This window comes from Corallococcus sicarius (assembly GCF_003611735.1).
Classification (GTDB): domain Bacteria; phylum Myxococcota; class Myxococcia; order Myxococcales; family Myxococcaceae; genus Corallococcus; species Corallococcus sicarius.
Map to the genome: position 1 here is coordinate 1 of NZ_RAWG01000258.1, position 13,959 is coordinate 13,959.

General features: G+C 69.5%; 12 protein-coding genes and 1 pseudogene. 7 read left to right on the top strand and 6 right to left on the bottom strand.

Features of this window, described 5'->3' with window-relative positions; all coding sequences use genetic code 11:
• The 4 genes and pseudogenes from D7X12_RS30595 to D7X12_RS30610 all read left to right on the top strand — a co-directional run.
• Window positions 1–185, top strand: a pseudogene (locus D7X12_RS30595) (PTS system mannose/fructose/sorbose family transporter subunit IID); the annotation flags it as partial.
• A 32-nt stretch (window positions 186–217) separates the two neighbouring features.
• Window positions 218–496, top strand: coding sequence for an HPr family phosphocarrier protein (locus D7X12_RS30600; protein ID WP_120628782.1), 279 nt, complete (start codon window positions 218–220; stop codon window positions 494–496).
• 46 nt (window positions 497–542) lie between these two features.
• Complete coding sequence (gene ptsP, locus D7X12_RS30605; RefSeq protein ID WP_120628783.1) at window positions 543–2,351, top strand: phosphoenolpyruvate--protein phosphotransferase; 1,809 nt, start codon at window positions 543–545, stop codon at window positions 2,349–2,351.
• A gap of 105 nt (window positions 2,352–2,456) precedes the next feature.
• Window positions 2,457–2,780: a hypothetical protein gene (locus D7X12_RS30610; RefSeq protein WP_120628784.1), complete on the top strand. Its 324-nt coding sequence runs from the start codon at window positions 2,457–2,459 to the stop codon at window positions 2,778–2,780.
• Between the two features lie 23 nt (window positions 2,781–2,803).
• Here the strand turns inward: D7X12_RS30610 and D7X12_RS30615 are convergent, their stop codons facing one another.
• The 5 genes from D7X12_RS30615 to D7X12_RS30635 all read right to left on the bottom strand — a co-directional run bounded on the left by D7X12_RS30615 (window position 2,804) and on the right by D7X12_RS30635 (window position 9,708).
• On the bottom strand, window positions 2,804–3,325 hold the full coding sequence (locus D7X12_RS30615; RefSeq protein WP_120628785.1) for an MgtC/SapB family protein: 522 nt from the start codon (window positions 3,323–3,325) through the stop codon (window positions 2,804–2,806).
• A 12-nt stretch (window positions 3,326–3,337) separates the two neighbouring features.
• Window positions 3,338–3,940, bottom strand: coding sequence for an MXAN_6521/LA_1396 family lipoprotein (locus D7X12_RS30620; protein WP_120628786.1), 603 nt, complete (start codon window positions 3,938–3,940; stop codon window positions 3,338–3,340).
• Between the two features lie 115 nt (window positions 3,941–4,055).
• Window positions 4,056–6,704: an efflux RND transporter permease subunit gene (locus D7X12_RS30625; RefSeq protein WP_120628787.1), complete on the bottom strand. Its 2,649-nt coding sequence runs from the start codon at window positions 6,702–6,704 to the stop codon at window positions 4,056–4,058.
• Between the two features lie 125 nt (window positions 6,705–6,829).
• Window positions 6,830–8,998 carry a site-specific recombinase gene (locus D7X12_RS30630; RefSeq protein ID WP_120628788.1) on the bottom strand — a complete coding sequence of 723 codons (2,169 nt, stop codon included), beginning with the start codon at window positions 8,996–8,998 and terminating at the stop codon, window positions 6,830–6,832.
• Window positions 8,999–9,114: 116 nt separating this feature from the next.
• Window positions 9,115–9,708: an ABC transporter substrate-binding protein gene (locus tag D7X12_RS30635; protein WP_120628793.1), complete on the bottom strand. Its 594-nt coding sequence runs from the start codon at window positions 9,706–9,708 to the stop codon at window positions 9,115–9,117.
• A 238-nt stretch (window positions 9,709–9,946) separates the two neighbouring features.
• Between D7X12_RS30635 and metK the strand changes: the two genes are divergently transcribed.
• The 3 genes from metK to D7X12_RS30650 all read left to right on the top strand — a co-directional run bounded on the left by metK (window position 9,947) and on the right by D7X12_RS30650 (window position 13,240).
• Window positions 9,947–11,140, top strand: a complete 1,194-nt coding sequence (gene metK / locus D7X12_RS30640; protein WP_120628789.1) for a methionine adenosyltransferase — start codon at window positions 9,947–9,949, stop codon at window positions 11,138–11,140.
• Window positions 11,141–11,391: 251 nt separating this feature from the next.
• Window positions 11,392–12,603 carry a glycosyltransferase gene (locus D7X12_RS30645; RefSeq protein WP_244224876.1) on the top strand — a complete coding sequence of 404 codons (1,212 nt, stop codon included), beginning with the start codon at window positions 11,392–11,394 and terminating at the stop codon, window positions 12,601–12,603.
• Between the two features lie 220 nt (window positions 12,604–12,823).
• The gene (locus D7X12_RS30650; RefSeq protein WP_120628791.1) at window positions 12,824–13,240 is read left to right on the top strand and encodes a type II secretion system protein GspG; all 417 of its coding nucleotides are present in this window, start codon (window positions 12,824–12,826) and stop codon (window positions 13,238–13,240) included.
• Window positions 13,241–13,432: 192 nt separating this feature from the next.
• On the opposite strand, the gene D7X12_RS30655 is transcribed toward D7X12_RS30650, so the two are convergent.
• Window positions 13,433–13,906: a YchJ family protein gene (locus D7X12_RS30655; RefSeq protein WP_120628792.1), complete on the bottom strand. Its 474-nt coding sequence runs from the start codon at window positions 13,904–13,906 to the stop codon at window positions 13,433–13,435.
• Window positions 13,907–13,959 lie beyond the last annotated feature (53 nt).

The window sequence follows — 13,959 nt, forward strand, 5'->3', positions numbered from 1 at the left end:
GGCTGGCGGCGTGGCTGGCGGTGGGGTTCGGGGCGACGGCAGGCGGTACCTGGGCGGCGTTCCTGTCGGCGGGATGTCTGGTGGTGGGGGTGGTGTCCTACGTGCTCGTCGACCGGCGGGTCCCCACCTACGTGGTCCTCTACGTCGCGGCGGGATTGGCCTGCGCGGCGGGTGCCTTTCTTTGAGTGTACGAACATCAGCAGAAGTGGGAGTCGCGATGCCGAGCGAAGCCGAAGGGACATTCGAGATCGTCAACGCGCTGGGGCTGCACGCCCGGGCCGCGGCGCAGATGGTCAAGGTGGCCAACCGCTTCAAGAGCGAGGTCTTCATCGCGGCGGAGGGCAACCGCGCCAACGCCAAGTCCATCATGGGCGTGCTGATGCTCGCGGCGGGGCAGGGCGTCAAGGTGACCATCACCTGCAAGGGCGAGGACGCGGAGGCGTGCCTGTCCGAATTGAAAAAGCTCATCGCGGATCGCTTTGGCGAGGCGCAATGACAGGTGCCGTTGCAGTTAGACTCCCCGTGAGGGCAGGGAACGAACCGTGAGCAGCCAGGCCACCCCCACACTCAGGTTGACGGGCATCGGCGCCTCGCCGGGCGTGGCGGTGGGCCATGCCTTCATCCTGGACCGCAAGCGCATCCGCACCCCCAAGCTCCGCCTCGCGGACGCGGAGGTGGAGCCGGAGCGGATGCGGATGAAGACCGCGATTGACCTGTCCGACCGCCAGCTCGCGGAGCTGAAGGATCAAATCACGCGCACGGAGGGCAGCGACCACGCCCTCATCCTGGAAGCGCACCGGCTGATGCTCCACGACCCCATGCTCGTGGACGAGGTCAACCGCCTCATCGTGGAGGACCGCATCAACGCGGAGTGGGCGGTGCGCCGCACGGCCCGGAAGATAAAGCACCTGTTCGACAACATCCCGGACGAGTACTTCCGCGAGCGTCGCTCGGACGTGGACTACGTGGCGGACCGCATCATCCGCAACCTGATGGGCCAGGTGGTGGACGAGGAGGTGGAGGTCCCCGCGGAGGCCATCGTCGTGGCGCACGACCTGCCGCCCGCGGACGCGGCGATGATGGCCCGCAGCGGCCGCGTCGCGGGCTTCGTCACCGACCTGGGCGGCCAGACGAGCCACACCGCCATCGTCGCCCGCGCGCGGGAGACGCCCGCGGTGGTGGGCGCGGGGCGCGCGAGCGAGCAGATTTCGCCGGGTGACCTGGTCGCGATGGACGGCACGCGCGGCGTGGTGCTGGTGAACCCCTCGGAGGACCAGCTCGCGCTGTTCCGGGAGGAGCAGCGGCGCTACCAGGAGAGCGAGCAGCTGGCGCTCGCGACGAAGGAACAGCCCGCGGTGAGCACGGACGGCTTCCGCATCCGACTCAACGGGAACATGGAGTTCCTGGAGGAGATCCCCTCGCTGCTGGCGCACGGCGCGGAGGGCATTGGCCTGTACCGCACCGAGTTCATGTTCCTGGACCGGAAGACGGCGCCCACCGAAGAGGAGCACTACCGCGCCTACAAGCAGGTGCTGGAGGCCATGGGCGGCCGTCCCGTCACCATCCGCACGCTGGACCTGGGCGGCGACAAGGTGCCGGGCAAGACGAAGCATGAGAAGGAGCCCAACCCCGCCATGGGGCTGAGGGCCATCCGCTACTGCCTGTCCAACCGGGAGCTGTTCCGGGTGCAGCTGCGGGCGCTCCTGCGCGCGAGCGTGCACGGCAACATGCGGCTGATGTTCCCCCTCATCTGCGGGGTGAGCGAGCTGCGCGAGGCTCGGAGCGAGCTGGAGGCGTGCCGCACGGCGCTGGGGCGTGCCGGGGTGCCGGTGGGCAAGCGCTTCCCGGTGGGCATCATGGTGGAGACGCCCAGCGCGGCCACCATCGCGGACCGGCTCGCGCAGGAGGCGGACTTCTTCTCCATCGGGACGAACGACCTCATCCAATACGCGCTGGCCATCGACCGCCAGAACCGCGAGGTGGCGTACCTCTACCGGCCGCTGCACCTGTCGGTGCTGCGGATGATCCAGGGCATCGTCACCGCGGCGAAGTCCGCCAACATCCCCGTGTCCATGTGCGGCGAGATGGCGGGCGACCCCCTCTTCACGCTGGTGCTGCTGGCGATGGGCTTCGACGAGCTGTCGATGACGTCCGGGCAGATTCCGGTGGTGAAGCGGCTGATGCGGCGGGTGAGCCGCCATGAGGCCGTGGAGATGCTCCAGGGCGCCATGGAGCTGACGACGGCGGAGGAGATCGAACGCTACGTGCGCATGGAGATGGACCGGCGCTTCAGCGGCCCGGAGGGCTCACTGCTGTCAGGCGGCCACGACGTGGAGCCCGGCCCCCTGTAGGCCCTGCTTCCCCGCCCGGGTTCGGACTCCGGGCGCGCGAGAGGGGGTCGCCGTTTCCAGCGTGGGTGCATACCTTCGCCGGACACGAATGCAGGAGGCAGCAGCGTGTTCAAGCCAGCGGACGTTCAGCGTGGGATGACGGTGCGGGACCGGGACGGCGAAGCGCTCGGTGGCATTGTCGCGGTGGATCCCCGGGGTTTCACCATCGGCAAGGGACGGGTCTTCGGCAAGGAGTACCCGGTGCGGTTCTCCGACGTCGCGGACCTGGACGGGGATGACGTCTACCTGCGCCGGGACCTGGCGCACCTGCAGGGCGCCGTGCTGGCCGAAGGCGGGGCGGACGAGGACGCGGCGGAGGAGACCGTGAAGCCCGAGCGCCCGGTGGCCTACACGCACGACCTCACGGGCGCGCTGGTGCCCATGGAGTAGCCGTCCTCTTCACGGACGGGGCTTCACTCGGGACGGGAGTCCTCGCCATTCGCGGGGGCCCCGTCCTTCCCATTTTCGTCCGTCCTGCCGCTGTGACGGCGGGGGTGGGGCGTCAGCTTCCGGGCCACGGGGCGCAGCACCACCAGCGACAGCAGCGCGAGCGCCACGGTGGCGCCCGCGGCCACGTACAGGCCCAGCCCGCACGTCAGGCCCACCGCGGCCGTCACCCAGAGGTTGGCCGCGGTGGTGAGCCCCTTCACGGAGCCGCCGTGGCGCATGATGACGCCCGCGCCCAGGAAGCCGATGCCGACGACGACCTGGCTCGCGATGCGGCCCACGTCCGCCTGCGTCCCGGGAACCGTGCCCGGCCCCCCCTGCACCACTTCGGTGTACACGCTGGCGAGCGTGAAGCAGCACGCCCCCAGCGCGACGAGCGTGTGCGTGCGCAGGCCCGCCGCCTGGTTGCGGGCCTCGCGCTCCACGCCCAGCACGCCGCCCAGGAACGTGGCCAACAGCAACCGACCGATGAGAACGAGGGGATCCACGCCAGGGAGAAGCTACTCGCCCAGGTCGATCTTCTCGTCCTTGTCCGCCTCGTTCAGTTCGGGATTGGGCAACGTGTCCAGCGTGGCCACCAGCAGCTTGTACGAAGGGACGACGTAGGGCTCCACGTCCGGCCCCAGCTCCTTCACGTACTGCTCCTTGCGCTCGCTGTACTTCTTGTCCGTGGAGTCCCAGCTGCCCGCGGACTCCGCGGCCCACACCTCCTGGCCGTCGCGGCAGCGCAGGAGCTGCGCCTTCACCGCCACCTCCGCCCCGTCACCCACGCGCTTCACCTGCGGCTCCAACCACAGCACGCCCTCGATGCCCTCCACGCACTGGTCCTTGAAGGTCGCGTCGGTGGGGCGCTCGGGCAGGGACGTGTTGGCCTTCACCAGGTAGTCCCGGTTCTGGTTCAACCACTGCCGCGCGATGAGGCTCCACAGGTCCCCCACGTACTGCTGGCCCTGCGGGAAGGGCTGCGTCACCACCGCCAGCCGCTTCACCTGCTTCCGGTCCACCGTGTCGTAGTCCGCGCGCAGCCGCTGGCTCTTCACCGTCGCGCAGCCGGCCAGCATCATCAGGCCCAGCACCGGCCCCAGTCGCTTGAACGTCCCCATGGCTTGAAGCTCCCTTGCAGAGAAACGGATGTGGGAAACAGAAGCCCCGCGCTTCCCCTCGAAGGGAAGGCGGGGCGCAGGTCCAACGCGGATATTAAGCGCTTCGCGCGCGCTGTCAGGCCGCGCGTGTGGAGGACGCGTCGCCGCCGGAGGCGGAGCCGCCCGAGCCCGAGCCGCCCGCGTCACGCTGCCGCTTGTCGTGCATGAGCTGCATCACCGCCGCCAGCACCGTGAAGGACACCAGCAGCGTGGTGATGAGGCCGATGCAGGCGATGATGCCCATGGAGCGCACGCCGTTGTGGCCGGCCACCAGCAGCGCCGCGAAGCCCGCGACCGCCGTCAGGGTGGAGGACGCCACCGCCGCGCCCACGCTGCGCAGCGCCACCAGCGGGGACGTCCCCTCCAGGAAGCGGTGCAGCAGGTACAGACCGTGGCTCACGCCGAAGCCCAGCAGGATGGGCAGGATGATGACGTTCATGAAGTTCAGGCGCAGGTCGAACAGCGCCATGAAGCCCAGCATCATCGCCAGGCCCACCGTCAGCGGAATCACCGACGCCAGCGCCAGCTTCGCGTTGCGGAAGTCCGCGAAGTGCATCGCGAGGATCCACAGCGCGGTGAGGATGATGGTGAGCTTCGCGTCCTTGAGCACCATGCGCGCCAGCGACGCGTACAGCTGCGTGGCGCCCGCGGCGCGGAACTCCTTCTCCACCGGCGCGCCCTGGGGGCCGTTGGTGAACTTGCCCGGCGTCACCATGCCCTTGATGGAGCGCGTCTGGTCCGCGAACTGGAGCATCTGCTTGCCGTCCCAGAGGTCCACGCTCGGGTAGATGAACGTGAGGTAGCCGTGGTTCTCCGGGTGGGTGCTGGGCAGGTGGCGGAACTGCGTGGCGTAGATCTCCGGCACCTGGTGCACGTCGAAGGGACGGGCCTCCAGCATCTTGAGGAAGATCTTCGCCTTCTCCTGCGTCTCCGGCGGCAGCGCCGACACCTCGATGTCCTTCAGCTCCGCCTGCCACTCCTCCAGGATCTTCGTGTTCGCCTGCGCGGTGCCTTCCGGCGGCACGAAGGTGAAGAGGCTCATCACCTGGGAGATGGTGGGGCGCTTCTTCGGATCCGCCGTCAGCTCCTTGTAGAGGGCCTCCGTCTCCGCCAGGTCCTTGGTGTAGATGGCCAACGGGTCGCTGGCGATCTTGAAGCGCTCGTTGATTTCATCCTGCAACACCACCGACGGCTGGTTGGCCGGCATCAGCGCGCGGGTGTTGTAGTTGAAGCGCACGCCGTACGGCAGGCGCGTGAGGAAGTCCGCGCCCGCGGGGGGCTCGCCGTCCTTCCACGGGAAGGCCGCGCCGCACACCACCGCCACCACCACGCAGCCCACCGCCAGCACCAGGCCCGGACGCGGGATGCGCGCCTCGTTGCCGGCGGCGTTGTTCACCGGCGGCGGCTTCATCACGCCAATCAGCTTCTGCGGCAGCTCCGGGTTGCGGTGGCCCGCCAGCGCCAGCAGCGCCGGGCACCAGGAGAACAGCGTGATGCCCAGCACCAGCGTGCCCGTGCCGGCCAGGAAGCCGAACTGGGAGAAGCCCTTGAAGTCGCTCACCATCAGCACGAAGAAGGAGCCCGCCACCACCACCGCGGACACCAGCGCCGGACGGCCCGCGTTGATGACCGCGTCGCGGATGGCCACGTCGTAGCGCTTGCCCGCGCCCAGCTCCAGGCGCGTGCGGAAGATGAAGTGGATGCCGTAGTCGATGCCGAACCCCATCAGGATGCCGCCCAGGATGGAGGTGATCATGTTCAGCTCACCCACCGCCACGTAGGTGAAGCCCAGCGTGTACAGCGTGCCCGCCACCGTGCCGCTCACCACGATGAGCGTGGGCGCCCACTTGCGGAAGAACGCGATGGTGATGGCGAAGATGGCCACCAGCGCCAGGATGGTCACCGGCTGGAGCGACTCCTCGATGGCGTACGAGTCGTCCACCGCCGTCTTGTAGGAACCCGTGAAGCCGTAGGCGACCGTCTTCTTGTCGCCCATCTTGTAGTAGTCCTCCACCAGCTGCACGCCCGCGGCGTTGGACTTGGAGTAGTCCGCCAGGTCCCGGCGCAGCTTCTCCACGTAGTCCTTCGTCTGGCCAATCTGGTTCGTGTCCCACATCGGCTTGATGAGGAGCAGCAGCAGCTTGCGGTCCTGGGAGATGTAGTAGTCGTCCGCGATGCTCTTGTTGCCAACGCTGGAGTACTTGTCGACCAGGTCCTGCAGGTCCAGCTTCACCGGCTCCGTCTTCTTGATCTCGATGTAGAACGGGTTGCTGCGGCGGATCTGATCCTTGAGGAACGCCATGATGCGGCGCTTGCCCTCGGCCAGGTCCTCCGTCTTCACGAAGAGCACCATGTTCTGCTGCACGAACTCGACGGGGATCTTGTACGTGAGCGAGCGCGCGTGCTCCTTGTCCTTGCCCACCATCACGGCCAGGTCGTCCGCGACGCGCTTGAGCGTGGCCTCGTCGTCACCGCGCAGCGCGACCATGAAGAAGCCGCTGCCGCCCACCATGTCGATGACGCGCTTGACGTCCTTCACCTCCTGGAGGTCCTGGGAGATGAGGTCGAGCTGGTTCGAGTTGATGGTCAGCTTCGACGTGCCCCACACGGCCAGACCGAGCAGCAACAACAACACGGTCATGACGATGCCGGGACGCCGGACCAGCAGCTCCGCATAGGCGACTGCGAAGCGAGGCGGGGGATGCGAGGAGGGATTGCCGCTCATGGGCGCGGGACCCTATCGACAAACCTTCCCGCCAGGAAGCGGCGCCAGGGATGCCTGACCGCCCCTCCTGCACGCGGGGCAGGGGCCCCCTCTTCAGGGGAATAACCGCGGCTTACGGCCGGGGCTCAGTGCCCGGGAGGCCCCACCAGGGGGACGACCTGGGGGACGGCGTCGTCGGGGAGGCCCTCTTCCCGGGGAGGGATGAGGAAGGGGCCGGGCTGTCGCAGGAAGCGGACCACCATGACGCCCAGGAAGCGCAGGCCCTCGCGCAGGGGGACGTCCCGGGCGCGCAGGGCCACGCCCAGGGCCAGGGCGAAGGCCACGCCGAAGTTGAGGAGGCCGATGACGGCCATCCCCAGGAGGGCGGCCAGGAAGCCGGGCGCCAGCACCATGGAGGGGCCCAGTGTGCAGCCGGCGAGGGCGAGCGCGCCGAACGACAGCGTGACGTGCCGCACGTCCAGCGGGACGCCGAAGAAGCCGCCCACCCCCGGCGCCACGGCCAGCAGCACGCCCAGGGTGACGCTGCCGCCCACGCCCGCCGCGTGGTGCATGAGGCCGCCCGCCAGCCAGCGCGCGCCGCGCTCGCCCAGGAACACGCGCAGCACGCGGTGGTGGGCCAGGGCCTCTGGGAGGCGGCGGTAGACGACGAAGTTCTCGAACCAGTCCGCGGCCACGCTGGACACCCAGAGGAGCACGCCGGTGAAGGCGGCCCACAGGAGCGTGGCGCTGTGCCAGGGGTGCAGTGACGCCACCACCTCGTGGGCCTGCTCCACCGACAGCAGTGAGTGGCCCCGGATGAGCTGGAAGCCCAGCGCCAGCGCCACCGCCGCGGGCAGCACGCAGCCCAGGTTGCCCAGCACCGCGGCCAGTTGCGAGCGGGTGATGCGCGGCACCAGCGCCGCCAGCCGCTCCATGCGCCCGCTCGTGGCGCCCGGGCCGGAGTCCTCGCCCACCGCGGCGGCCAGCGTGGAGGCCGTCATGGAGGGCTGCCTGGCGGCGAGCGTGAAGCCCAGGAACTGCATCACCACGAAGCTGCCGGCGTAGTTGAGCGCGGCGAAGAAGCCCGCGAAGAAGGGCGCCAGCGACAGCCCGCCCAGGAAGAACTTCAGCGCGGCGGTGAACGCGGTGAGCAGCCCGCCGCCCGCCGCGGAGTGCACCATGCGGTGGAACCCGCCTGGCGTCGCGGTGATGGAGTGCTCGCCGGTGTTGCCGGTGCGCTCGATGATCTTCCGCGCCAGGAGCCGCGCGTGGCGCCGCACCAGCGCGCGCACGGAGCGGTCCGCGTGCGCGTGCCGCAGCAGGTCCGACAGCAGCACCAGCGCCTCGCGCCAGCGCGGCTCGCCCCGGGCCGCGCCCAGCACGCGCGCGATGGCCTCCATCCGGTCCAGGCCGCGCCGGATGCGCTCCAGCCGGTACACCAGGTCCACGCTGACGCCCGAGTGCTCCAGGTGCCGCGTGACGGAGCCCACCACCTGCCGGCAGTCCGACACGCCCTGCGCCAGGTCGCGCAGCGAGTCCTGCGCGCCGTCGCGCGCCAGCACCGCGTCACACACCAGCCGCAGCTTGAGGAAGGGCGAGCCCCGGAAGGACAGCCCCGGGCTGCGGTCGCGCACGTCCTCCGCCAGCCCCAGGCTCGTCACCTGCACGCCCAAGAGCAGCAGCGCGTCCATCAGGTCGCCGCGCACGCGCGTGATGGGGGAAGGGTCCGGCGGCGGTGGGTCTCCCACGAGCGCCGTCAGTCGCGCGAGCAGCGCCGGGGACAGCGCGGCCAGCCACTCCGCGTCCTGCGGCACCGGGAACAGGCGCAGGAGCAGCTCCGACAGATTGCCCGGCTCCGGCGGCGCGGGCAGCACGCCGCGCGCGAAGCGGTCCGTCAGTTCGGAGAAGAAGCCGTTGCCGCCGCTCAGGCCCACCTGCGCGAAGAGCTTCAGCCCCCGGCTGCCGGAGCACACGCCCGACACCAGCCGGGTGACGGACGCGCGCAGCGCAGACTCCCCCTCCAGCACGCGCACCAGCAGCGACAGCCGGGAGTCCGTGGGGGACAGCGTGGCGTCCTCCGCCTCCACCAACCCCTGGGCGGGGATGCGCTCGCGCATCCAGTGCATCCAGCGCTCCACCCACGCGAGGCGTGCGTCCAGCCCGTCCTCGGGGACCTCCAACAGCAGCCGGAACAGGTCCCGCACGGCGGGGTGGCCCGGGGCCCGGGGCGCGTACTGCACGCAGAACGCATCCACCTCACGGGCGGACGGCGCGCTGCGGGCCAGTCGCTGCTGGGCGGGAGGGGAGACGGTCATTCGCCAGGCGCTCGGGAGGAAGGGGACGCGGAGCCTACCCGGCCCGCGCCTCCCCCGGAACCCGGGGGGAGGCCGGAGGCCTGATCGCCTGACTGCTCAGCGCGGCCCTGACTGGATTACTTCACCTTCACCGAAGCCAGCTCGTTGTTCTTCGTGCGCATGGCCCCCAGCAGACCGTCCCATCCGCCCTCCTTGAAGAGGGGACGCACCTGCTCGTCCCGGATGCTGGTGAGCATGGAATCTCCCAGGACGGACACGTCCACGACCTTCCAGGCGCTGCCCACCTTCTCCACGAAGTACTTCAGCTTCATCTCCTGCTTCTTCAGCGGGTGGTTGATGAAGACGGTGGAGCCGACGAGCGCCTTGTCGCCCGTCACCTGGGGCTCGTCGTAGGTGATGGAGTCCAGGTTCTTGAAGTTCTCACGCACCTTGGGGAAGGCGAGCTTCGCGAAGAGGTTGTGGAACAGCTGGAGGAACTCCTTGCGCTGGGCGTCCGTGCCCTTGGCCCAGTCGTCACCGAGCAGGAAGCGCCCCTGCTGGTCGCCGCCCAGGTTCTCCAGGGCCTTCAGGTCCTTCTCGTAGCGCACCGACTGCACCACGGTCTTCACCGGCTTGGTGATGGCGTCGGTGGCGGCCTTCGGCGCGGCGAACGCAGGCACGGCGAGGGTGAGGGCAACCAGGAAGGGAAGGGTGCGGATGCGGGCGTTCACGTTCATAAGGGTGGGTGGCCTCCTGAAGAAGGGCTCGACTCCTGTTAGCCCAGGGGAACGGCTCGCGACGCACAAAATTCATCCGGCAGGCAGGCCCACCTCGCGCGTCGGGTGGGGCCGCTCACGGGCGACCGCGACGAATAAACGGGCCTGCCGGGAGGTTTGACTCCCTTGGGACTGCACGTTTACTGTCCGCCCCCTGCGCTGCGTCACTGGATTTGCGCAAGTTCGAGAAGACATGCCTACCGACTTCCTGTTCACGTCTGAATCCGTCACCGAAGGCCACCCGGACAAGATCGCCGATCAGATCTCCGACGGTGTGCTGGATGCCATCATCGCCAAGGATCCGCAGGCGCGCGTCGCCGTGGAGACGCTCGTGAAGACGGGCCTCGCCATCGTCGCGGGCGAGGTGACGACGAACTGTTACGTGGACATCCCGAAGATCGTCCGGTCGACCATCACGCGCATCGGCTACACCGATAGCTCCATGGGCTACGACGGCAACACGTGCGGCGTCATGGTGGCCATCGAAGGCCAGAGCCAGGACATCGCCCGGGGCGTGGACAACAAGAAGGACCAGGGCGCCGGCGACCAGGGCATGATGTTCGGCTTCGCGTGCGACGAGACGCCGGAGCTGATGCCCGCGCCCATCCACTACGCGCACGCGCTGACCCGCCGTCTGGCGGAGGTGCGCCGCAAGAACCACACGTGGATCCGCCCAGACGGCAAGAGCCAGGTCACGGTGGAGTACAAGGACGGCCGCCCGGTCCGCATCGACGCGGTGGTGGTGTCCACGCAGCACGCGGACGACGTCTCCAACAAGAAGATCACGGAAGCCATCCGCGAGGACGTCATCCTCAAGGTGCTGCCGAAGAAGCTCATCGACAACAAGACGAAGTTCTTCATCAACCCCACGGGCCGCTTCGTCATCGGCGGCCCCATGGGCGACTCGGGCGTCACGGGTCGGAAGATCATCGTCGACACCTACGGCGGCATGGGCCGTCACGGTGGCGGTGCGTTCAGCGGCAAGGACCCGTCCAAGGTGGACCGCTCGGCCGCGTACATGGGCCGCTACATCGCCAAGAACGTCGTCGCCGCGGGCCTCGCGACCCGCTGCGAGGTGCAGGTGTCCTACGCCATCGGCGTGGCGGAGCCGGTCAGCGTGATGGTGGAGACCTTCGGCACGGCCACCGTGCCCGAGGAGCAGATCGCGCGCGCGGTGCGCCAGACGTTCGGCCTGCGTCCGCGTGAAATCACGGAGCACCTGGACCTGCTGCGGCCCATCTACCAGAAGACGGCCGCGTACGGTCACTTCGGGCGCCCCGACAAGGAGTTCACCTGGGAGCGCACGGACAAGAAGGACGCGCTCCGCGAGGCCGCCGCCGCCGCGGGCAACACCAAGACGCGCACCCCCCGCCTCAAGGCGGTCTGACGCACCCGGTTCCGGCGCGCTGTCGCCTGAACCCCACGCGCTCGTCCCTCTCTAGGGGCGGGCGCGTTTTCATTTGTGGTGGGTGGCGCACACGTCCGGGGCCGCCTGGGCGGCGGAAGGCCCGGACCGCGGGTCGGGTCGGTGTACGGCAGCGGGCAGCCGGCGTCCGGGCGCGGGGGCGAGGGTGGCACGCGCGCGCGGGCAGTCGCAGACAGGGGGCATGCAGCAGCGACCCGCATCCGCTCATCCAGGTGGAGCACTACGAGCGCTACGTGGGCGCGGAGGTGGTGGAGCGCATCCTGGAGAAGGCGCGGCCGCTGCAGGACCTGCGCGTCGCGCACGTCAACTCCACGTACTACGGCGGCGGGGTGGCGGAGCTGCTGTCGCCCCTGACGCTGCTGATGAACAGCGTGGGCATGGTCACCGAGTGGCGCGCTATCCAGGGCCCGCCGGACTTCTTCAACATCACGAAGAAGATGCACAACGCGTTGCAGGGCGCGGACATCCACCTGACGCCCCTGAAGGCGAACATCTACGAGGAGGTCGTCTACGAGAACGCGGTGCGCAACCGGTTGGACCACGACCGCGTCGTCATCCATGATCCGCAGCCGCTGCCCATCGTGCGGCACAGCCGCAAGCGCGGCCCGTGGATCTGGCGCTGCCACGTGGACCTGTCGCGGCCGGACCCGGCGCTGTGGGCGTACCTCAAGCCCTTCGTGGAGCAGTACGACGCGACGGTGCTCAGCATCCCGGAGTACGCGCGCGAGCTGAGCATCCCGCAGGTGTTCTTCATGCCCGCCATTGATCCGTTCTCCATCAAGAACCGGGAGATGTCCGAAGGAGAGATGGACGAGCGCTTCGCGCACCACCACATCCCCACGGACCTGCCGCTGGTGGTGCAGGTGTCCCGCTTCGACCGGTGGAAGGACCCGGAGGGCGTGGTGGCCGCATGGCAGCTCGCGCGCAAGGAGGTGCCGTGCACGCTGGTGCTGCTGGGCAACATGGCCGTGGACGACCCGGAGGGCCTGGATGTCTACGCGGAGGTGATGCGGCACCAGGACGAGCGGCTCATCATCCTGAGCCGCGAGGACACGGCGCTGGTGAACGCGCTCCAGCGCCGCGCGGCGGTGGTGGTGCAGAAGTCCCTGCGCGAGGGCTTCGGGCTCACCGTGGCGGAGGCGATGTGGAAGGGCACGCCCGTGGTGGGCGGGAACGTGGGCGGCATCCGCCACCAGATTGAAGATGGGTACAGCGGCTTCCTGGTGGACTCCGTGGAGCAGTGCGCCGCGCGCATCGTGCAGGTGCTCAAGAGCCCCAGGCTGCGCCACCAGCTGGGGCAGCACGCGCACGAGACGGTGCGCCGCCGCTTCCTGCTCACCCGCTACCTGGAGCAGTACCTGGACCTCTTCAGCGCCTTCGAGGCCCGCTACCACCTGCGCCCGCTGCCCCACATGACGACGTGAAGCACGGGCCGGCTGACGCCGTGTCCCGCGACACCGGGGGCGCGCCGGTCATTGTGTCCGTCGTGTCCGGCGACCACGGCGGCTCCCCCCGTGACACGGGGGCCGGAGACGTGAGGCGCGCTGATTGCAAATGCGCTCGTCCCGGAAGGCGCGGGGGTCCGCATGCGGGCCACGCCCTTCCAGCAACCGGCGCGTGGGGCGCCGGGTCGGAAGGACAGACATGGACAAGAGCAGGTCGCGGGTGCGGCGTCAGCGCGGCATGACGTTGATTGAGATCATGGTCGTCATCACCATCCTGGGGCTCATCGCCGCCGCCGTCGGCGTGTCGGTGCTGGGACAGTTTGGGACCGCGAAGGAGAAGCGGGTGAGGCTGGACTTCGGGGGGCTCGAGCAGGCCCTGCAGCTGTACGTGGTGAAGAAGGGCCGGCTGCCGGACACGGCCACGGGGCTGCGCGCGCTGGTGACGGAGGGCCTCCTCTCGCAGGTTCCGAGGGATCCCTGGGGCAATGACTACGTGTACACGCTGGACCGGAGCACGCCCGTCATCGTGTCACTCGGGGCGGATGGCGCGCCGGGGGGAGAGGACGGTGACCGCGACCTCTCTTCGCGCGACCTGGACGCTTCGTCCGCGCGCTGAAGGAGGAGAAAAGGGTGCTGCCCGAGTGGAGAAGCCGCGGATTGGGTGACCCTTCCGGGCCAAGGCGGATTCGAACCGCAGCCCCCCGTGAAGGGGGCTGTACCAGTGCGTGTAGGGCCTCTCCGGCCGGGCAGCACGCAGAGGGACGCACGGCCGAAGGACTCCTGACGGGGGACTCTTTTTTCGCGCGCGTCAGTCCGCGGGGAAGGTGTCGAGCGTGAGGGACTCGGGCGGCCCGGGCAGGTCGCGCGGCAGCTTGAGGATGCCGTCCAGGTAGCGCCAGCCGGTGCCGTCGTGGCGGAAGTCGGAGCGCTCCACGAAGGACTGGTCGCGGCCCTTCTCGAACACGCGGGCGAAGAAGAGGACGCGCGCCAGGCCGGACGCGTCTGGCGGCTGGTGGCCCAGCACCGTGAGCCCCGGGTACTGGTGCGCCTGGGCGAAGGCGCGCAGCTCGCGCAGGACGTCCTCCTGCGGCCGGGCTCGCAGGGGGTGGTCCGGGTGGAGGGTCTTCCACAGGTAGGCAGCGTCGCGCTGGGCGAAGGCGGCGTAGCGGCTGCGCATGAGGCGTTCGGCGTCGGGCGCTTCGGCCTCGCCTTTGTGGAAGGGCGCGCAGCACTGGCGGTAGCGCTGGCCGGAGGAGCAGGGACACAGGGGGACGGGCGGCATGGAGGGGCCAAGCCTACCCGGGTTTCCGTGGGACGACGGTCGGGTGGCGGACC